Origin of the sequence: Polaribacter atrinae, from assembly GCF_038023995.1 — a bacterium.
In the GTDB taxonomy this organism is placed as follows: domain Bacteria; phylum Bacteroidota; class Bacteroidia; order Flavobacteriales; family Flavobacteriaceae; genus Polaribacter; species Polaribacter atrinae.
On the sequence record NZ_CP150660.1, the window covers coordinates 3002683 to 3023253 of the forward strand.

18 protein-coding genes are annotated in these 20571 nt (G+C 31.2%); 9 read left to right on the top strand and 9 right to left on the bottom strand.

Annotation, left to right across the window (positions count from 1 at the left end):
• Window positions 1-32: 32 nt before the first annotated feature.
• From groL to miaB, 7 genes are all read right to left on the bottom strand, one after another.
• Window positions 33-1667: a chaperonin GroEL gene (gene groL, locus WG945_RS13105; RefSeq protein WP_068449433.1), complete on the bottom strand. Its 1635-nt coding sequence runs from the start codon at window positions 1665-1667 to the stop codon at window positions 33-35.
• A gap of 108 nt (window positions 1668-1775) precedes the next feature.
• Entirely contained in the window at window positions 1776-2051 is a 276-nt protein-coding gene (locus tag WG945_RS13110) for a co-chaperone GroES (protein WP_068449432.1), read from the bottom strand.
• A 174-nt stretch (window positions 2052-2225) separates the two neighbouring features.
• Window positions 2226-2558 (bottom strand): preprotein translocase subunit SecG, encoded by a 333-nt coding sequence (gene secG, locus WG945_RS13115; protein WP_068449431.1) that lies wholly within the window; start codon window positions 2556-2558, stop codon window positions 2226-2228.
• On the bottom strand, window positions 2555-3343 hold the full coding sequence (locus WG945_RS13120; RefSeq protein WP_068449429.1) for a hypothetical protein: 789 nt from the start codon (window positions 3341-3343) through the stop codon (window positions 2555-2557). Before WG945_RS13120 ends, secG begins: the two co-directional genes overlap by 4 nt.
• A gap of 51 nt (window positions 3344-3394) precedes the next feature.
• Window positions 3395-3901, bottom strand: a complete 507-nt coding sequence (locus WG945_RS13125) for an LptE family protein (protein ID WP_068449427.1) — start codon at window positions 3899-3901, stop codon at window positions 3395-3397.
• Between the two features lie 81 nt (window positions 3902-3982).
• The gene (locus WG945_RS13130) at window positions 3983-5206 is read right to left on the bottom strand and encodes a sigma 54-interacting transcriptional regulator (RefSeq protein ID WP_068449426.1); all 1224 of its coding nucleotides are present in this window, start codon (window positions 5204-5206) and stop codon (window positions 3983-3985) included.
• Between the two features lie 220 nt (window positions 5207-5426).
• Complete coding sequence (gene miaB / locus WG945_RS13135; RefSeq protein WP_068449424.1) at window positions 5427-6881, bottom strand: tRNA (N6-isopentenyl adenosine(37)-C2)-methylthiotransferase MiaB; 1455 nt, start codon at window positions 6879-6881, stop codon at window positions 5427-5429.
• Between the two features lie 201 nt (window positions 6882-7082).
• Here miaB and topA point away from each other — a divergent pair, with 201 nt between their 5' ends.
• The 8 genes from topA to WG945_RS13175 all read left to right on the top strand — a co-directional run bounded on the left by topA (window position 7083) and on the right by WG945_RS13175 (window position 17417).
• Window positions 7083-9596 carry a type I DNA topoisomerase gene (topA, locus tag WG945_RS13140; protein ID WP_068449422.1) on the top strand — a complete coding sequence of 838 codons (2514 nt, stop codon included), beginning with the start codon at window positions 7083-7085 and terminating at the stop codon, window positions 9594-9596.
• A 35-nt stretch (window positions 9597-9631) separates the two neighbouring features.
• Window positions 9632-10792 carry a formimidoylglutamase gene (locus WG945_RS13145; RefSeq protein ID WP_068449420.1) on the top strand — a complete coding sequence of 387 codons (1161 nt, stop codon included), beginning with the start codon at window positions 9632-9634 and terminating at the stop codon, window positions 10790-10792.
• A gap of 105 nt (window positions 10793-10897) precedes the next feature.
• The gene (gldK, locus tag WG945_RS13150; RefSeq protein ID WP_068449418.1) at window positions 10898-12274 is read left to right on the top strand and encodes a gliding motility lipoprotein GldK; all 1377 of its coding nucleotides are present in this window, start codon (window positions 10898-10900) and stop codon (window positions 12272-12274) included.
• Between the two features lie 25 nt (window positions 12275-12299).
• Entirely contained in the window at window positions 12300-12944 is a 645-nt protein-coding gene (gene gldL, locus WG945_RS13155) for a gliding motility protein GldL (RefSeq protein WP_068449416.1), read from the top strand.
• Window positions 12945-12988: 44 nt separating this feature from the next.
• On the top strand, window positions 12989-14515 hold the full coding sequence (gldM, locus tag WG945_RS13160; RefSeq protein ID WP_068449415.1) for a gliding motility protein GldM: 1527 nt from the start codon (window positions 12989-12991) through the stop codon (window positions 14513-14515).
• A gap of 17 nt (window positions 14516-14532) precedes the next feature.
• Window positions 14533-15393 carry a gliding motility protein GldN gene (gene gldN, locus WG945_RS13165; RefSeq protein ID WP_068449413.1) on the top strand — a complete coding sequence of 287 codons (861 nt, stop codon included), beginning with the start codon at window positions 14533-14535 and terminating at the stop codon, window positions 15391-15393.
• A gap of 247 nt (window positions 15394-15640) precedes the next feature.
• On the top strand, window positions 15641-16699 hold the full coding sequence (locus tag WG945_RS13170; protein ID WP_068449411.1) for an NAD(P)/FAD-dependent oxidoreductase: 1059 nt from the start codon (window positions 15641-15643) through the stop codon (window positions 16697-16699).
• A 25-nt stretch (window positions 16700-16724) separates the two neighbouring features.
• Window positions 16725-17417, top strand: coding sequence for a hypothetical protein (locus tag WG945_RS13175; protein WP_068449409.1), 693 nt, complete (start codon window positions 16725-16727; stop codon window positions 17415-17417).
• A 186-nt stretch (window positions 17418-17603) separates the two neighbouring features.
• Here the strand turns inward: WG945_RS13175 and WG945_RS13180 are convergent, their stop codons facing one another.
• The gene (locus tag WG945_RS13180; protein ID WP_340866678.1) at window positions 17604-18023 is read right to left on the bottom strand and encodes a DUF983 domain-containing protein; all 420 of its coding nucleotides are present in this window, start codon (window positions 18021-18023) and stop codon (window positions 17604-17606) included.
• A gap of 45 nt (window positions 18024-18068) precedes the next feature.
• Between WG945_RS13180 and WG945_RS13185 the strand changes: the two genes are divergently transcribed.
• Window positions 18069-19985 (top strand): ABC-F family ATP-binding cassette domain-containing protein, encoded by a 1917-nt coding sequence (locus tag WG945_RS13185; protein ID WP_068449404.1) that lies wholly within the window; start codon window positions 18069-18071, stop codon window positions 19983-19985.
• Window positions 19986-20089: 104 nt separating this feature from the next.
• Here WG945_RS13185 and WG945_RS13190 read toward each other — a convergent pair whose 3' ends face one another.
• Entirely contained in the window at window positions 20090-20521 is a 432-nt protein-coding gene (locus WG945_RS13190; protein ID WP_068449402.1) for a hypothetical protein, read from the bottom strand.
• Window positions 20522-20571: the final 50 nt, after the last annotated feature.

Here is a 20571-nt window from a genome sequence, read left to right on the forward strand (position 1 = left end):
CAGTGAAATAATTTATCTATGGCGATTCGCCATTACATCATTCCTGGCATTCCACCACCCATTGGAGGCATTCCGCCAGCAGGAGCATCTTCTTTAATGTCTACTAAGGCACATTCTGTAGTTAAGATCATTCCGGCAACAGATGCAGCATTTTCTAATGCAACACGCGTTACTTTCTTAGGATCTATAATTCCAGCTTCTAACATATCAACATATATGTCGTTTTTAGCATCATAACCAAAGTCTTTTTTACCTTCTAAAACTTTATTAATTACAACAGAACCTTCACCACCAGCATTTTCTACGATGGTTCTTAAAGGTGCTTCAATTGCTTTGTTTACAATTTGTACACCTGTAGTTTCGTCTAAGTTTTCTGTAGTGATTTTTTCTAAAACTTTTTTAGCGCGTACTAAAGCAACACCACCACCAGCAACAATACCTTCTTCTACTGCAGCTCTTGTAGCGTGTAAAGCATCATCAACTCTATCTTTTTTCTCCTTCATTTCTACTTCAGAAGCAGCACCAACATATAAAACAGCAACACCACCAGCTAATTTAGCTAAACGTTCTTGAAGTTTTTCTTTGTCATAGTCAGAAGTTGTAGTCTCTATTTGAGCTTTAATTTGACTAACTCTTGCTTTAATAGCATCTGCATCACCAGAACCATTTACAATAGTTGTATTGTCTTTATCAATAGTAATACCTTCTGCAGTACCTAAAAGATCTAATGTTGCGTTTTCTAAAGAGAAACCTCTTTCTTCAGAAATTACAGTTCCGCCAGTTAAGATTGCGATGTCTTCTAACATTGCTTTTCTTCTGTCTCCAAATCCTGGAGCTTTAACAGCAGCAATTTTTAAACCACCTCTTAATTTATTTACAACTAAAGTAGCTAACGCTTGTCCGTCTACATCTTCTGCAATAATTAATAAAGGACGTCCAGATTGAGAAACTGGCTCTAAAATTGGAAGAATTTCTTGTAAGTTAGAAATCTTTTTGTCGAATAATAAAACATAAGGATTTTCTAAATCTGCAATCATTTTATCTGCATCGGTAACAAAATAAGGAGATAAATAACCTCTGTCAAATTGCATACCTTCTACAACGTCAACATACGTTTCCATTCCTTTTGCTTCTTCAACGGTAATAACACCTTCTTTACCAACCTTGGCAAAAGCAGTAGCTATTAAGTCACCAATAACAGCATCGTTATTTGCAGAAATTGCTGCAACTTGTTGAATTTTTTCAGAAGAATTACCAACTTTTTTTGCTTGTTTTTCTAAGTCTGCAATAATTGCAGCAACAGCTTTGTCAATTCCACGTTTTAAATCCATTGGGTTTGCACCTGCAGCAACGTTTTTTAGACCTTCTTTTACAATTGCTTGTGCAAGAACGGTAGCAGTTGTTGTACCATCACCAGCTAAATCGTTGGTTTTAGAAGCAACTTCTTTTACCATTTGAGCTCCCATATTTTCAAGCTCATTTTCTAACTCAATTTCTTTTGCTACAGAAACTCCATCTTTAGTAACTGTTGGTGCTCCAAAAGATTTAGAAATAATTACGTTTCTTCCTTTTGGTCCTAAAGTTACTTTTACTGCATTTGCTAAAGCATCAACTCCACGTTTTAATCCGTCTCTTGCTTCAATATCAAATTTTATATTTTTTGCCATTGTTTTTTTATTTTTGCTTTTAGCTAGTAGCACTAGGCTTTTAGCTAAAATTAATTACTAAATTTTTTATTTCTGATAAAGGCGAATCGCCAAAAGCAAATAGCTTTTTTAGATGATCGCTAAAATATCAGATTCACGCATCATTAAATAATCTTTACCTTCTAACTTTAAATCGGTTCCACCATATTTACTATATAAAACAGTATCTCCAATTTTTACAGTTAAAGGCTCGTCTACTTTTCCGTTTCCTACGGCAACAACAGTACCTTGTTGAGGTTTTTCTTTGGCATTATCAGGTATAATTAATCCTGATGCTGTTTTTGTTTCTGCTGGAGCAGGTTCTACAAGAACTCTGTCTGCTAAAGGCTTAATATTTAATCCCATTGTTATATTTTTAGTTAATTAATTTATATGTTACTAACTGTAAATTGTCAGAAATTGTGCCATTAGAACAAAACTGACAATTTTTCTTTGATTGATTTTATTGTTAAATTTTAAGCACAAAAAAATGCCAACGTGTCATTTTCGTTGGCATTTTAAATTATCTCTAACAGATGTTTAGTTTAAACTATCGTTAGTTATAGGAGTTGTGGTTTCAACAGGAGTTGTCGTTTCAATACCATCTAAAGTATTGTTTAACTGAAAATTGTTGTCTCCATCTCTTGGAATTGCAAAATTTGCTAATAAAATTAATGCAAACATAGCAATTGCTAAAGTCCAAGTTGTTCTGTCTAAAAAATTGTTAGTGTTTTGTACTCCTCCTAAAGATTGTGCACCACTACCTCCAAAAGAAGAAGTTAACCCTCCACCTTTAGGGTTTTGAACCATCACAATTAAGATTAATGCAACGGCTACAATCAAAATAAGAATTAAAAAAGCTGTGTAACTCATGATTTATTTTTTTGTAAAATTTGTATTCTTTTAATTTGGTCTGCAAAGAAACCACTTTTTTCTGGATATTTCAAACTTAAAATTCTATAAGCTTGCATTGCATTTTCATACTTTTTTTGTTCTAAATAAACTTTGGCCAATGTTTCTGTCATTAAAGAGGAATCTTGATTGTTTTTAGCAACAGGTACAGCTATTATCTTGTCTTTAGCAAGAGGCTTAATTTTAGGATTATTTTCAATAAAAGTATTTATTAAGTCTTCTTTTTTGATAGATTCTTCTGCTGGAGCTTTATCTATTTTCTTTTTTTCTTCTCTAACAATTGGTTTTCTTTTAGAGAGTTGTAGCCATTCGCCAAAAGAATGATTCTCTGCGGAAGAGAAAGAAATAGGCTTGCCAATTTCTAATGCGGTTTCTATTTCAGTTATGTTTTCTGAAACTATTTTCGGTTTCTCTACTGGGGTTTTAATAATATCAGAAGCTGTTTTTACTGTTTTTTCTTTCGATATTTTTTCAAATATTTGTTGATGGATATCTGTTTTATGATTGTTAAAATCGTTTGAAGTGATATAATTGAATAATAAAGTTCTGTCTGTGGTATAAGATGCTGTTACTTTTAATTCGTTATTATATTTAAAACTATCTTGATTTTTTAACCCTTTTAAGTACAAAACTCTAGCTGTTTGAAAATATGGGTATTCTTCAACAACAGTTTTTAATTCAGCAGTTTCCACTTCCTGAATTTGAGTTTTATTTTCTATTAAATCTATAAAAGTACTTGGTTTCAAATTGTAGATTTTTAATATATGCTTTTCATTAACGCTTGTTCGCTTCTAAAATTACCATTTAGCAACAGAGGCGTTAAAAATGTCTTGTGTAAGTCTTTCCATAATTTCATCTAAAGCAGCTTCTAACACTCCGCCGGTAAGTTGTGCATCTGCAGCAAAATCTGAATAAAAAGAGAATTGTTTTTCAAAATCGTCTTTTTCAATTAATTTATTTACAAAACGAACATTAACGGTTATAGTAAGCCTATTTTGAGCTGCAGTTTGGTCTGCGGTTGCACTCATTGGTGTTATTCTGTAACCAGTAATTTCTCCGCTAAAATACAAATCTCCATTAGAGGTAACTGTAGTTAAATTGGTTTGTCGTGTAAACAAATCTAGCATATCTTGGGTAAAACGCTGACTTAAAGTAGGCTCTACTAAAGATGCTTGGTTAGGGAAAAAATCTATCTGCAATGTTTTTGCATCACCTGTACTTCCTCCAGTAAAAGAGTAGGCACCACAAGCTATAAAGAACAATGTACTTAACGTAAATAGTGATATGTATAGTAGTTTTTTCATCGATTTTGTGTGTTCGAACGCAGTCGAAACTTCATAAAAGTTATTTATTACAACCTCTCGACTGCGCTCGAGTGGATGATTTTACAAATCGTATTGCTTAATTTTTCTGTATAAAGTTCTTTCAGAGATTCCTAACTCTTTTGCTGCTAACTTACGCTTATTGCTGTTTTTCTCTAAAGATTTTTTTATCATTTCTACTTCTTTGTCTTGTAAAGATAAAGACTCATCTTCTTCAATAGTCTCAATAAAATCATAATCTTTTTCTGTGGATGAATTTTGTGGGATATTCATTACTTCCACATTAGATTTATGTGCATCTTTATTTTCGTACATCTTTTCAATTAACTGATGATGTTCTTCTTGCACTTCCTCTACATTTCCGCTTTTCATTAAGTCTAGCGTTAACTTCTTTAAATCGTTAATGTCATTACGCATATCAAATAATATTTTATACATAATATCACGTTCAGTAGAAAAATCATTTTCTTTTTTACTGCCAATTACAGCTGGTAAATTACCATTGTTGTTAGGTAGGTATTGTTGTAATTTTGGGCCGGTAATGGTTCTACTTTCTTCGATAACTGAAATTTGTTCTGCTAAATTTTTTAACTGACGAATGTTACCTGGAAAACGATAGTTTAACAATACTTTCACCGCATTGTCATCTAATCGAATAGAGGGCATCCTGTATTTCTGAGCAAAATCTGCAGCAAATTTTCTAAATAATAGATGAATATCTTCATTACGGTCTCTTAAAGCTGGTAAATGAATTTCTACAGTACTTAATCTATAATATAAATCTTCTCTAAATTTTTCTGTTTGAATTGCAGTTTGCATATTAACGTTTGTTGCAGCTACAATTCTAACATTTGTCTTTATTACTTTAGAAGAACCTACTTTTATAAATTCGCCATTTTCTAAAACACGTAATAGGCGTACTTGCGTTGTTAAGGGGAGCTCACCAACTTCATCTAAAAAAATAGTTCCGCCATCGGCAACTTCAAAATATCCTTTTCTGTCTTGTGTTGCACCTGTAAAAGAACCTTTTTCGTGTCCGAATAATTCACTATCAATAGTGCCTTCAGGGATTGCACCACAGTTTACAGCAATATATTTTGCATGCTTTCTGTGTGATAATTGATGTACAATTCTTGGTATATTTTCTTTACCAACACCACTTTCTCCGGTAACTAAAACAGAGATATCTGTAGGTGCTACTCTAAGTGCTTTTTCTAAAGCTCTGTTTAAGTGAATATCGTTACCAATAATTCCAAAACGCTGTTTTAATGTTTGTAAGTTTTCCATATTTTCTTTTTTTGAAACAGGATTATTTTGATGTAAAGATCAAGGTGTTTGTTACTTGATCCTTTTTATCAATTAATAATTAAAAAGTATTTTAGTTTCTTAATGCTATGTCTACCATAGATATGCTTAGCCCTGATTGAAGTGACATCCTTTTTATTCTTTTATAAAAAATACAACCTTTCGGCTACGCTCAAGATGAACTACAAGCAGGAAATAGCTTCTAATTATTGTCGGAATATCCAACAACAGTTCCCTTTAAGGTTGCAGACGTACAATCTTCTACTTTTACCATAACAAAATCACCTAATTTATAATCACCTTTATCAAAAACAGCTACGGTATTTTGTGTATTTCTACCTTTCCACTCATTTGGATTTTTCTTAGAAGTACCTTCAATTAAAAATTCTTCTACTTTTCCTAAATGCTGTTGTGTTCTGTATAAAGCGTGTTCTTGTTGTAGGTCGATAATTTCTTGTAATCTACGTTTTTTAACAGCAAAAGGTACATCATCTACCATTTTCTTAGCGGCTAAAGTTCCTGGTCTTTCTGAATAGGTAAACATAAAACCGAAATCGTATTTTACATATTTCATTAAGTCTAAAGTGTCTTGATGGTCTTCTTCTGTTTCTCCGCAAAAGCCAACAATCATATCTTGACTTAAAGACATTTCTGGAACTATTCTAAAAATATTATCAATTAGTTCTATATATTCTTCACGTGTGTGCTGTCTGTTCATAGCTTTCAGCATATTGTTACTTCCACTTTGTACAGGTAAATGAAGGTATTTACATATATTTTTGTGTTTAGCCATTGCGTGAATCACATCTAAACTAATGTCTTGAGGATTGGAAGTAGCGAAACGAAAGCGTGTTTTTGGAAATTCTGTAGCACACATGTCTAACAATTGTGCAAAATTAACAGCGGTTGCTTGTGCCATTTCAGACGCTTTGCTAAAGTCTTTTTTCAACCCTCCACCAAACCATAAAAAACTATCTACGTTCTGACCTAAAAGAGTAATTTCTTTAAAGTTTCTATCTACCATAGATTGAATTTCTTCTATAATACTCTTCGGATCACGGCTTCTTTCTCGTCCACGAGTAAACGGAACTACACAAAAAGTACACATATTATCACAACCTCTTGTTATAGAAACAAAGGCTGTAACTCCGTTAGAATTTAAACGAACAGGAGAAATATCTCCATAGGTTTCTTCTTTAGATAAAATTACATTTACGGCATCTCTACCCGCATTTACTTCTTCTAATAAGTTAGGTAAATCTTTGTAAGCATCTGGACCAACAACTAAGTCTACTATCTTTTCTTCTTCTAAAAACTTTTCTTTTAAGCGTTCTGCCATACAGCCTAAAACCCCCACTTTCATGTTTTTGTTCACTTGTTTTACAGCGTTGTATTTCTGTAACCTTTTACGAACAGTGGTTTCTGCTTTTTCTCTAATAGAACAGGTGTTTACTAACACTAAATCTGCTTCTTCTAGAATTTGGGTTGTATTGTAACCTTCTTTGTCTAAAATAGCGGCTACAATTTCACTATCATTCATATTCATTTGGCAGCCGTAGCTTTCTATGAATAGTTTTTTAGTGTTATTTTTTTTATTTTCGGTTACAAGAGCCTTGCCTTGTATTTTCTCGTCTATGATTTTTTCTACGTATTCCATCTCTCAATTTATCATTTAAAGGTGAGCAAAGATACAACCAAATTTGAATTGTTGTGACAAATTGGCAGAAAAATTATTATACTAATTCTAACAATTTTTTATTGAAAAATGGTGAAATAATTTTTTTTTACAAAAAACTAACTACTTTTGCAATCAAAAATAGTACGTTTTTAAAGCGTTTTAGCGACAAAAGAGAGATAAATGGCAAAGAATTTAGTAATTGTAGAGTCACCAGCAAAGGCAAAAACCATCGAGAAATTTCTTGGAAAAGATTTTCAAGTAGAATCTAGTTATGGTCATATTGCAGACTTACCATCCAAAGAATTGGGTATTGATGTAGAAGGAGATTTTAGTCCTAAATATATTATTTCTGATGATAAAAAACCAGTAGTAAAAAAGTTGAAAGCTTTAGCAAAGAAAGCAGACACTGTATGGTTAGCGAGTGATGAGGATCGTGAGGGTGAGGCAATTGCGTGGCATTTAAAAGAGCAATTAAATTTAAAAGATGAAAATACAAAACGTATTGTTTTTCATGAAATAACAAAAAACGCCATTTTAAAAGCAGTCGAAAATCCAAGAGATATAGACTATAATATGGTAAATGCACAACAAGCACGTAGAGTTTTAGACAGACTTGTTGGGTATGAGTTATCGCCAGTTTTATGGCGTAAAGTTAAAGGAGGTTTGTCTGCAGGTCGAGTACAATCTGTAGCGGTTCGTTTAATTGTAGAGAAAGAAAGAAGCATTCAAGAATTTAATGCAGAAACACATTATAAAGTAGTAGCAGAGTTTTCTAATGTAGACGGAAAAACGTTTAAAGCAACCATTCCAAAGAATTTTGATACTAAAAAAACAGCTGAAAATTTCTTAAAATCGTGTGCAAATGCAGATTTTTCTATCGCAGAGTTAACGAAGAAACCAGCAAAGAAATCTCCAGCAGCACCTTTTACAACTTCTACGTTACAACAAGAAGCATCTAGAAAATTAGGTTTTCCGGTTGCTAAAACAATGCAAGTTGCACAACGTTTGTATGAAGCCGGTTTAATAACCTATATGAGAACAGATAGTTTAAACTTATCTGTGGATGCAAGAAACGCTGCCGAAGAAGAAATCACCAATTATTACGGTAAAGAATATAGCAAACAACGTGTTTTTAAGACGAAGGCAAAAGGTGCTCAAGAAGCGCATGAGGCTATTCGACCTACCAACATGAAAATGCATTCTATTGATACAGAATACGACCAAACTAGATTGTATGATTTAATTTGGAAAAGAACATTGGCTTCTCAAATGAGTGATGCTCAGTTAGAAAGAACCAATTTTAAGATAGAAAATTCTGAAAACTCAAAAATATTCACTGCAAATGGTGAAATGATAAAGTTTGATGGTTTCTTAAAAGTGTATTTAGAAGGAAAAGATGATGACGAAGAAGAGCAAGCAGGAATGCTACCAAATTTAAAAGTTGGTGAAGCTTTAGAGTATTCTTTTATAAACGCAACACAGCGTTTTACGAGTCCGCCTTACCGATTTACAGAAGCTTCTTTGGTAAAACAGTTAGAAGAATTAGGTATTGGTAGACCATCTACGTATGCGCCAACAATTTCTACTGTACAAAGAAGAGGATATGTAGAAAAAGGAGAAGATGAAGGGATCGAAAGAAATTACGAACAAATGATTTTAGTTTCAGGTACTGTAAAAAGTGAAACTTTGACTGAGAAAACGGGTTCAAATAAAAATAAATTAATTCCAACAGATATTGGTAATATTGTTAATGACTTTTTAGTTGCTAACTTTTCTAATGTTTTAGATTTTGGTTTTACAGCCAAAGTTGAATCTTCTTTTGATGATATCTCTGAAGGAAATGAAGATTGGATAGAAATGATTAAAGGTTTCTATAGCAGGTTTCATGTCATTGTAGAAGATGTAAAAGAAAATGCAGAAAGAGAAAGTGGAGAACGTATTTTAGGAAAGCATCCAGAAACAGGAAAAACAGTTTTAGTTCGTTTAGGTAAGTTTGGACCAATTGCACAAATTGGAGCGCCAGAAGACGAAGAAAAAGTGTTTGCTAGCTTAAATAAAGATCAGAATTTAGGAACCATCACTATGGAAGAGGCTTTAGAGTTATTCTTGCTTCCAAAAACATTAGGTGGTTATGAAGATGAAGAGGTAATTGTTTCTAATGGTCGTTTTGGTCCTTATATTCGTTTTGGAACTATGTTTGTTTCTTTAGATAAAGGAGAAAACCCAATGGAGGTTGATTTGCCAAGAGCAATAGAATTAATTGTAGCAAAACAAAAAGCAGATGCACCAATTTATCACTATGAAGACTTACCAGTACAAAAGGGAGTTGGTCGTTTTGGGCCTTTCTTAAAATGGAATAATATATTTATCAACGTAAATAAAAAATACGATTTTGATAATCTTACTGATGACGATATTATCGAGTTAATTGAGGTTAAAAAGCAAAAAGAGATAGATAAAGTAATTCATAATTGGGAAGACGTAGAAATTCGTGTAGAAAAAGCACGTTGGGGGCGTTTTAATGTGATTAAAGGAAAGATTAAAATAGAGCTACCTAAAACTACCGAAATAGAAAAATTATCTAAGGAAGAAGCTGTTAAGATGATTGAAGCTAAAACACCTAAGAAAAAAGTAGCGAAGAAAAAAGCTGTCAAGAAAAAGGTAGTAAAGAAGAAAGTAGCTAAAAAGAAATAATATTTTCATAAATTACATTTGATTTTAAAAATTTGATGAACCAAGACTTTTTAACTCCCGTAAAAGAATCGATTGTAACCTATTTAGAACAACATTCTAATGCCTGTTTAGGGAAGACTTTTAGAATACATACTCAAGAAGATGGTTTGCCTGATTTAGAGAATGTACAAATTGCAATTTTAGGAGTTCAAGAAGATAGAAATTCTGAAAATAATTTTGGATGCGGAGAAGATTTACATTTTATCCGAAGAAAATTATATGATTTATTTCCTGGAAATTGGAATACCCAAATAGCTGATTTAGGAAATGTTTTAAAAGGAAATTCAGTTACAGATACGTATTTTGCCGTTTCAGAAATTATCACAGAATTACTTAAGAAAAATATCATCCCTGTAATTATTGGTGGAGGTCAAGATCTCACCTACGTAAATTACAGAGCTTATGACTCTTTAGAGCAAACTGTTAATATTGCTGCTGTAGATAGTCGTTTCGATTTAGGTAAGCTAGATGATGCATTAACTTCTCAGTCTTATTTAAGTAAAATAATTATGCAAGAGCCTAATAACTTGTTTAATTATAGTAATGTAGGATATCAAACATATTTTAACTCGCAAGATGAAATACAGTTGTTAGATAGCTTATTTTTTGATGCTTATAGATTAGGAAATGCAAAAGAATTAAAAAATATTGAACCTGTTTTTAGAAATGCCGATATTGTTTCTATAGATTTGGGTTCTGTAAGACAAAGTGAAGCACCGGCAAACAACAATGCTTCTCCAAATGGGTTTTACGGAGAAGAAATATGTGCCATTGCTCGTTATGCAGGTCTAAGTGACAAGGTTACCTCTTTTGGTATTTATGAATACAATTCAAAGTTAGATAACAATCATCAGACAGCACATTTAATAGCTCAAATGATTTGGTATTTCATTGAAGGTGTTAATTTTAGAGTAAAAGATTATCCGTTTTCTGGAAAGGAAAATTATCAAAAATTTACTGTTTTATTAGATGATGATGATCCTTTAACATTTTATAAAAGTAATAAATCTGGAAGATGGTGGATAGAGATAAAAATTTTATCAGATAATAAATACAAAAGACATGCGTTAATACCATGTACATATAACGATTATACAGAAGCTACTAAGCAAAATATTCCTGAAAAGTGGTATAAAGCGATGCGAAAATTGGTGTAATAAATACAGATTAAAATATTAGAACGTTAAAAAGCAATTTGATTATTGTTTTTTAACAAAAAAAATAATAGGTTTACGGACTTTACAGTAAAGACATTTTTAAATATGAAGAAAGCAGCAATATTTGCACTTTTAATAGTAGTTTTTTACAGTTGTGGCTCTAATGATAGAGGAGAACTGGTTGGAGTTAAATCGAAGAAAAAATGGTTTTCAGAAAAACCATTTGGTATGGCGTTGATTCCTGGAGGTGCTTTTACAATGGGTAAACAAGACGAGGACCTTATAGGTACAATGAATTCACCTACTAAAACAGTTACTTTAAGACCATATTATATGGACGAAACAGAAATAACCAATAACGAATATAAAGAATTTGTTCAGTGGGTTAGAGATTCTGTTGTAAGAACTAGATTAGGTTACCAACAAGAATTTGCAAGTATGATGGGGACACCAGACCCTAATGGAGAACCACTTTCTGGAGGTATTAATGATTATGCATTTGCTGTATTAAAAGATACTACAGGAGCTAATGCTTATGAAAAATACATGTACGAAAACTACACAAGTTTAGAATATGATTCAGATTCTATAAGACCATTAAACTGGGAAAATGATATTATTTGGGAAAAAGAAGATTTTCCGGATGCAGATTACGTAGAGGTAATGGATACTTTATTTGTAGCTAGAGATGAAGCTGTAGATGGTGTTAGAACTTTTAACGTAAAATACTTAAAATATAAATACACTTGGTTTGATAGAGATAATGCTGCAAGACAAGGTGGTAATAGAAAAGATTTTGTAAAACACGAGAAATTAAATATTTATCCAGATACTACTGTTTGGGTAAAAGATTTTAATTATTCTTATAACGACCCAATGCACCAAGATTACTTTTATCACCAATCTTATGGAGATTATCCTGTTGTTGGGGTAAACTGGGAGCAAGCAACTGCTTTTTGTAATTGGAGAACAAAGAAGAAAAATAATTATCTAAAAAGTAGAAAAAATTCAATTGGTGTTCCAGACTTTAGATTACCTACAGAAGCAGAATGGGAATATGCTGCAAGAGGTGGTTTAGAATTTGCTACATATCCATGGGGTACAGGTAATACTACCTCAGATAGAGGTTGTTTCTTAGCTAACTTTAAACCTGTAAGGGGAGACTATGCTGTAGATGGAGCTTTGTATACTATGGAAGCTAAATCTTTTAACGCAAATGATTACGGTTTGTATAATATGGCAGGTAATGTTTCTGAATGGACAAATACTGCTTATAACTTATCTTCTTACTATATGGCTTCTACAATGAACCCTAATGTAGAGGATAGAAAAAACAAAAGAAAAATAATTCGTGGAGGTTCTTGGAAAGATGTAGCGTACTTTTTAGAAGTTAGTTCTAGAGATTATGAATATGCAGATACTGCTAGAAGTTACATTGGGTTTAGAACAGTACAGAACTATATTGGTACAACAAATAATTAAAAAAAAATAAACAAGAAAAGAAATTATGGCACAGTCAAAAACAAAAAAAGTATTATTCAACATGGCTTACAATATTGGAGCCTCAATTGTAATATTAGGAGCATTATTTAAATTAAACCACATTAGTTTTGGTTGGTTTAATGGTTCTAACGTTTTAGCTGTTGGATTAATTGCGGAAGCTCTTATTTTCTTAATGTCTGCTTTTGAGACACCAGAAGATGATTTTGATTGGTCTAAAGTATATCCAGAGTTAGGAGAAGATAGTCTTAAAACTGTAAAAGTAGAAAAAGAAGAAGTTGGATCTCAAGGCTTATTATCTGAAAAGTTAGATAATTTATTAAAAGAAGCAAAAATTGATGCTAGCTTAATGACTAGTTTAGGAAATAGTATGAAAAACTTTCAAGGAGCAGCAGAAGGATTATCTGCAGCATCAGAATCTATTTCATCTACTAACAAATACAACGAGCAAATGTCTAAAGCAGCTATTCAAATGGAGTCTTTAAACAATTTGTATAAAGTACAAGTAGAAAATGTAAGTAAACAGTCTGAATTAAATGGAGCTGTTGTAGAAAATACTGAAAAATTAAAAGATCAAATGGAATCTTTAGCAAAAAACTTATCTTCTTTAAACGGAGTTTATGGAGGTATGCTTTCTGCAATGTCTAAATAATAATTAGTTGCAAACAATAATTTTAACTTAAAAAACTAATTATAATGGCAGGAGGAAAAGTGTCCGCAAGACAGAAAATGATAAACTTAATGTACCTTGTATTTATTGCAATGTTGGCAATGAATATGAGTAAAGAAGTTTTATCTGCTTTTGGTTTTATGAATGAAAAGCTGATTGAAAATAATATTTCAACTACAGCAAAAAATAATGAAGCGTATGCTAATTTAGCAACAAAAGCATCAGAGCAAGCGGCAAAATTTGAAGAATTAAATAAAGATGCAATAAAAATAAAAGGGTATTCGTCTGAATTCTATACATATATAGAAGAGCTTAAATCAAAAATGTCTGCAGAAATTGAAGATAAAAGTGATTATGAAGCAATGGATAAAACTACTTTTTTAGATGAGTATTTCTTTAAAGGAGAAAATTTTACAGCAGAAGGTGAGGAGTTTTTAGCTAAAATAAATGGTTACAGAACAGATGTACTTAATGTTTTAGGAGAAAAAAGCAAGTTTGTACCAGTTCTAGCAAAAAGATTTTCTACAGAAGATGAAGTAAATAGAGATGGTAAAACCATTAAATGGTTAGATTACAGATATAAAGGGTTTCCTTTAGTAGCTTCTTTAACCAATTTAACTCAAATGCAAGCAGATATTAAAAACACAGAAAGTGATATAGTATCTGATTTGTTAGGAGGGAAAATGGAAGAGGCATTGTCTTTAAACAACTATAAAGGTATTGTTGCTTTAGACAAGAACGCTTATTTTGCTGGTGAAAAAGTAACAGGTAAAATTGTTTTAGGTCGTTATGATGCTACTATGATTCCTGATAATGTAACTTTAAATGGTAAAGATTATAAAAACATTCAATCGGGTCAAGTAATTATAGACATGCCTGCAGGTAATGTTGGTAGTCATGATATTAAAGGGAAAATAACTTTTACACAAGATGGTAAACCGGTAGATGTAGATTTCGAAAGTTCTTATTCTGTAATACCACAACCAGGTGATGCTGTTGTGTCTGCAGATAAAATGAATGTAGTTTATAGAGGATTAAGCAACCCAATATCAGTTTCTTTACCTGGTGTTAGTGATAACAACTTAAGAGTTTCTGCAACAGGAGGTAGTTTATCTGGCGGTAATGGTAAATATGTTTTAAAACCAGGTGGAGGTAACACAGCTGTTATTAATGTGAGCGCAACATTAAGCAATGGAAAATCTGTAAACTCTAAAGCTACCTTTAGAATTAAAGACATACCAGCAGCTATGGGATCTGTGAGAGGGCAATACGGAACTGTAAGAATGCCTAAGTCAGGTTTATCTAATGCACCAATTGCAGCAGGATTACCTGATTTTGAATTCGATTTAAGTATTAGAGTTCAGAGTTTTAAAATAAAAGTACCAGGAGAATTAACAATTATTGTAAATGGTTCTTCTTTAAACGCAGCAGCAAAACAAAAATTGGCTAAAGCAAAAAGAGGAGATCAAATTAATATTTTTGATATTAAGGCGACTGCTAACGGAGTTAATCTTAAACAAGTATTACCTGTTAGTATAGAATTAACAAACTAGAAGTTAAAAATAAAAATATGTTTAAAAATTGTTTAATATTATTTTTCGGTTTGATGATTAGTGGTTCAATAAACGCACAAGTAGGTTTATTGAATGCTACAACTGTAGATCAAATAGGAAAAAAAAATGAGGAACAAATTGCAGCCGATAATGATGCTCCATTAGCCTACGGATATGTAGATGATAGAGACGTATTATGGTCTAAAGTAGTTTGGGAATTTGTAGATTTAAATCAAAAAATAAATTTACCTTACTATTTCCCTATCGATAATTCAAGTATCTCTTCTAATAGAAGATCTTTATTTGATACTTTAATTAAAGGAATTAAACAAGGCAATATAGAAGAGGTATATTCAGATTCTTTCTTTACTTCTAAGATTACTCAGAATGAAATAGATTCTAGAATGTCCAGTATAAGAGAATCTAATGGGTATAGTGATACTATTAGACTACAATCTCAAGATGTAGAAGGCTACATGATTAAAGGAATGTGGTATTTTGATAAACGCCAAGGAGAATTAAAATACAGATTGTTAGCAATTGCACCAATGGGTAAAGATGTTCAAACTTTAGGGTTAGGACTTGATGGTGGAAATGAAGACGAATTGTATGAGTTATTTTGGGTTTTCTACCCATCTGCAAGAGATGTTTTACATGATGCAAAAGTGTTTAATCCCAAAAATGCATCACAACCAATTTCTTTTGATCACATGTTAAATGCAAGACGATTTAGCAGTACCATTGTTAGAGAAGAAAATATTTATGGAGATAGAGCAATTTCAGATTATGTAAGAGGTAATTCTTTATTCCAGTTATTAGAAGCTAATAAAATTAAAGAAGGCATTAGAAATAGAGAAATGGATATGTGGAATTACTAATATTCTACCATTTTTTTTAAATATAAAAACGTTCCAAATCTTTGGGACGTTTTTTTTTGAAGCTATTTCCCGCTTTCACTACTCGCTTTTTTTACTACTCCTTTTCGATACAAATTTCTCATCCTTCAAAATTCACTCAAAGAAGCAGTAAAAAAGAGCTCAAACACACCGTTCAATCGGGGCTAAACATTTTAATAAAGATTAGTAATAACATCATAATTATTGCAAATTCACGTATTTTTATCCCATGAAAGTAGATTACATAATAGTAGGTTTAGGATTAGCAGGTTTGGCTTTTGCAGAAGAATTAATTGCTGCAAAAAAAACGTTTATAGTTTTTGAAGACGATTCTCAAACTTCGTCCTTAGTTGCTGGTGGTGTTTACAATCCAGTAATTTTAAAACGTTTTACACCAGTTTGGAATGCTAAAGAACAATTAGATATTGCTTTGCCTTTTTATAAAAGGATAGAAGAAAAACTAAATATAATTATAGACCAAAAATTTGTAATCAAGAAATCTTTTAAATCAGTAGAAGATCAAAACAATTGGTTTGGAGCTTTAGATAAACCAAAATTAACTGATTATTTAGATCCTAAATTAGATACCAATTCTTATCACGGAGTTTTAGCCGATTTCAGTTTTGGTAATGTAAATGAAACAGGAAGAATCGATACTGAAAAGTTAATACAAGCCTATAGAGCCTATTTAGAATCAGAGAATTTAATTCGCTTTGAACAATTTAAACATAAAGAATTAAATATTGAAGAAGAATCTCTAACATATAAAGACCTTAAAGCCTCTAAAATTGTTTTTTGTGAAGGTTTTGGAGTTGTAGAAAACCCTTACTTTAATTATTTACCAATAAATGAAGCAAAAGGAGAACTATTAACCATACATGCTCCAGAATTAAATATCGACTTTTTATTAAAGTCTACACTTTTTGTAATGCCTTTGGGAGACCATACATATAAAGTAGGAGCAACGTTTAACTGGACAGACAAAACATCGGATCCTTCAGAGGAAGGAAAAGAAGAATTGGTAGAAAAGTTAAAGAAAGTACTTAATGTTCCTTATACCATTGTTTCTCAATCAGCAGGAATAAGACCTACGGTTTCAGGCAGAAGACCTTTGGTTGGTATTCATCCAGATTATGCACAATTAATTGTTTTAAATGGATTAGGAACACGAGGAGTAATGATTGCACCTACGGTTGCTAAAAATCTATTCAACCATATTTATAATGATGAATCTTTAGACGAAGAAATAGATATTATTCGTTTTAAGCACTTGAAGGATAAAAGGTAGTAATAATAAAAAACATGCTGATACGTTGAACCATCGTTTTTATAATAAGAATGAAAAAGAGCAAAAAAGAATACTAATTGCGATAGCAACTTGTTCTCTTATAATTATTGTGTTGTCAATTATTATATCAATATATTCAAGAATATATGTGATTGGAATTTTAACATTTGCTATTACTTTATCAATAATTGCTCCATTCTTTGACATGTCATCCTTAAAAAAAAGTGGTAGAATAATTTATTGTTCATCTTTATTCGTAATCGAAAAACCTAAAAATAGCCGAATCAAAATTCACGGAGGAACTTTATTTGATTACTATTTCGTAATTGAAAATCAAATGAATGGAAAACAAAGAACTGATTTTATAATCCAACAATATTTAGAAGGACTTTTACATCTACTTAAAAAGTATGAGAAGGATAAAAGAATGAAAATTAGTGGTACAAGCTATATTATAAATAGGAGAACAGCCGAAAAAATTGGCTTTAAAATTATTGAAACTGATTTTTTACAAATAATAATCCTAACTTATAATTACTTTAATATTTTAATTTCAAATTCAATAGCAAAAAATAAATTATCATTTCCTAAATTAAATAATACTAAAACATTTGAGGCCGACATAGGTCAATTACTAGAGCGGAAAGAATATATTGAAAAATTAAATAATTTGTTAAAAAGAAAAATATTGCTAATTCTTGATAAGGTTGGTTATTAGCTGTATGCTTTTAGTGGGTTTTCATGAATTTTCTTCTCGGTTGGCAATATGCGCTAAGGATAGAGCGGCATGTTTGAGCTCTTTTTTAGTGTCAGTTAGAGAGAATTTGTTTTCAACAAATTTGTATCGAGAACTGGCACTAAAAAAAGCGAGTGGCGAGAGCCTGTTAAAGCGCCCAAAAAATATTTATGATTGTTTTTTCTTGAATTTTTTATCAAAATGGACAAACATATTTATCCAAATTATTCTAGATAAGCGTAAATTAAAAGGTGCTAATATTAACAATGCTATTACAATTGCCGCAAAACATTGTAAAAGACTCAAGCTAAAAATTAAAGTGCTTATTACAAATGTAGCAACAGAAAGAGCAACAGTTAAACCATAATTAACATACATAGCTCCGTAAAAGAAAGAAGGTTCCATCATATATTTTAAATTACAGTTCGGACAATTGTCATGTAACTTGGTTACTTTATTAGGGTTAAAAGTAAATTTATGTGTAAAGAATTCGCCTTCATGACATCTCGGACACTTAGCTTTAAAAATACTATATAACTTGGTTCCCTTTTTCAACATAATAGACCTTAAATTTGTATACTTTTGCAAATATAGAGTTTTAAACTTTTTTTTAAGTAACAATTATTACATTAGATGCTAAACGTACACAACTTGTCAGTTTCTTTTATGGGAACTGATTTATTTTCAGGAATTACTTTCAAATTAAATAAAGGAGATAGAATTGGTCTTATCGGAAAAAATGGAGCAGGGAAATCTACGCTTTTAAAAGTGCTTTCTAAAGATATAGAAACAAGTGGTGGTACCATGGCTTTTGATAAAGATATTAGAATGGGGTTTTTAAGACAAGATATAGATTTTGTTGAAGGAAGAACTATTTTAGAAGAAGCATACCAGGCGTTTGTTGAAATTAAAGAAATTGAGGTAAAACTTGATGAAATTAATGAGCAACTTGCTACTAGAACCGATTATGAAAGTGAAGGGTACACAGAATTGATTCATGATTTAACGGATAATACAGAACGTTATGAGTTGCTTGGTGGGTATAATTACCAAGGTGATACCGAAAAGATTTTACAAGGTTTAGGTTTTCAGAGAGAAGATTTTGATAAAAAAACAGATACTTTTTCTGGAGGTTGGAGAATGCGTATAGAATTGGCAAAATTACTTTTACAAAATAATGATATTTTGTTATTAGATGAGCCAACAAATCACTTAGATATTGAATCTATTATTTGGTTAGAGAATTTCTTAAAAGGATATTCTGGTGCTATTGTATTGGTATCGCATGATAAAATGTTTTTAGATAATGTAACCAATAGAACTATAGAAATTTCTTTAGGTCAGATTTACGATTATAAAAAACCATATTCTGAATTCTTGGTATTAAGAGCAGAAATTAAAGAAAAGCAATTACAGGCACAGAAAAACCAAGAGAAAGAAATAAAACAAAAGCAACACTTAATTAATAAATTTAAAGCAAAAGCTAGTAAGGCTTCTATGGCGCAATCCTTAATGAAACAACTTGATAAAGTTGAGTTAATTGAGGTTGACCAAGATGATAACCAAGCAATGAATGTTAAGTTTGCTATTTCTAAAGAACCTGGTAAAATTATTGTTGAAGCAGAAAAACTTTGTAAAAGTTATGGAGATAAACATGTTTTAGAAGACGTAGATTTATTAATAGAAAAAAACAGTAAAATTGCTTTTGTTGGTCAAAACGGACAAGGAAAATCTACTTTGGCAAAAATGATGGTAGGTGAAATTCCGTTTGAAGGATATTTAAAACTTGGTCATAATGTAGAAGTTGGATATTTTGCTCAGAATCAATCTGAGGAATTACCGCCAGAAAAAACGGTATTGGAGATAATGGAAGATGCTGCTACTGATACTAACAGAATGCGCGTTAGAGATATGTTAGGTTCTTTCTTATTTGGTGGAGATGCTGTAGATAAAAAAGCAAAAGTACTTTCTGGAGGGGAAAGAAATAGATTGGCATTATGTAAATTATTATTACAACCATTTAATGTTTTAATAATGGATGAGCCAACAAATCACTTAGATATTGCCTCTAAAACAGTGTTAAAAGAAGCTTTAAGGAATTTTAATGGAACCTTAATTGTAGTATCTCACGATAGAGATTTTTTACAAGGATTAACAGAAACTGTTTATGGGTTTAAAGACAAAGAAATTAAAGAATATTTAGGAGATATAGATTATTTCTTAGAGCAGCATAAAATAGAAAACCTTAGAGAAGCAGAAAAAAGAACGGTTGTAAAAGTTGATAAGGATACTTCTAAAAAAGAATCTCATCAATTATCTAGAGATCAAGAAAAGCAATTAAAGAAGTTAAAGAATAAATTGTCTAATATAGAAACTGAAATATCAGATTTAGAAAAAGAAATTGCAAAAATAGATTTAGAACTAGCACAGAATTATGATGAAGTTTCTGCTAGACCAAATTTCTTTGAAAAATACAAAGCTAAAAAAGCTAAATTAGATACCGTAATGGAAAACTGGGAAAAAATAGAAGCAGAAGTTTCTAATTTCTAGCTTTTTATTTTATTAAAAATATAAAAGCTCATTATTTAATAATGAGCTTTTTTTATACTTTATTATGTTGTAACAAAGACAAAAGTATCATCAGCATTTAAAAATTATAGTTTATCAAAAATAAATTCAATTTTAAAATCCTCTGCAGAAACAACTGCTTTTAATTGATCATTTTCTAAATAATATTTTATCTTTTTTGGAAACTCATTCCTTGGATTTTCACAAACAAAAGAAGTCGCTGATTGTTGTGTAAATTTAAATAATGTTGGGTTTTCATTTACTCCTTTTACTTTTAAAAATAAGGAGTCTTTTATAGTTACTATACTCAATTTTTCCTTAAATGTAGTGTCTTTTTCTTTTAAGGTATACCCTAAACCTTTAAGGTTTGTATGCCATGTTTCATAAGTAATACTGCCTTCTTTATCGTTTATACGAACCCAATCTCCAATTAAGAAAGTAGGCTTTTGTGGTTCTTTTTTTTCTTGATGACAAGAAACCAATAATAAAAAACAACAGGTAAATAGTAGTAATTTCATAAAATTAGTTCGCTTTGTTCAAATATAGCTATAAAAATTGTAAATTCGCA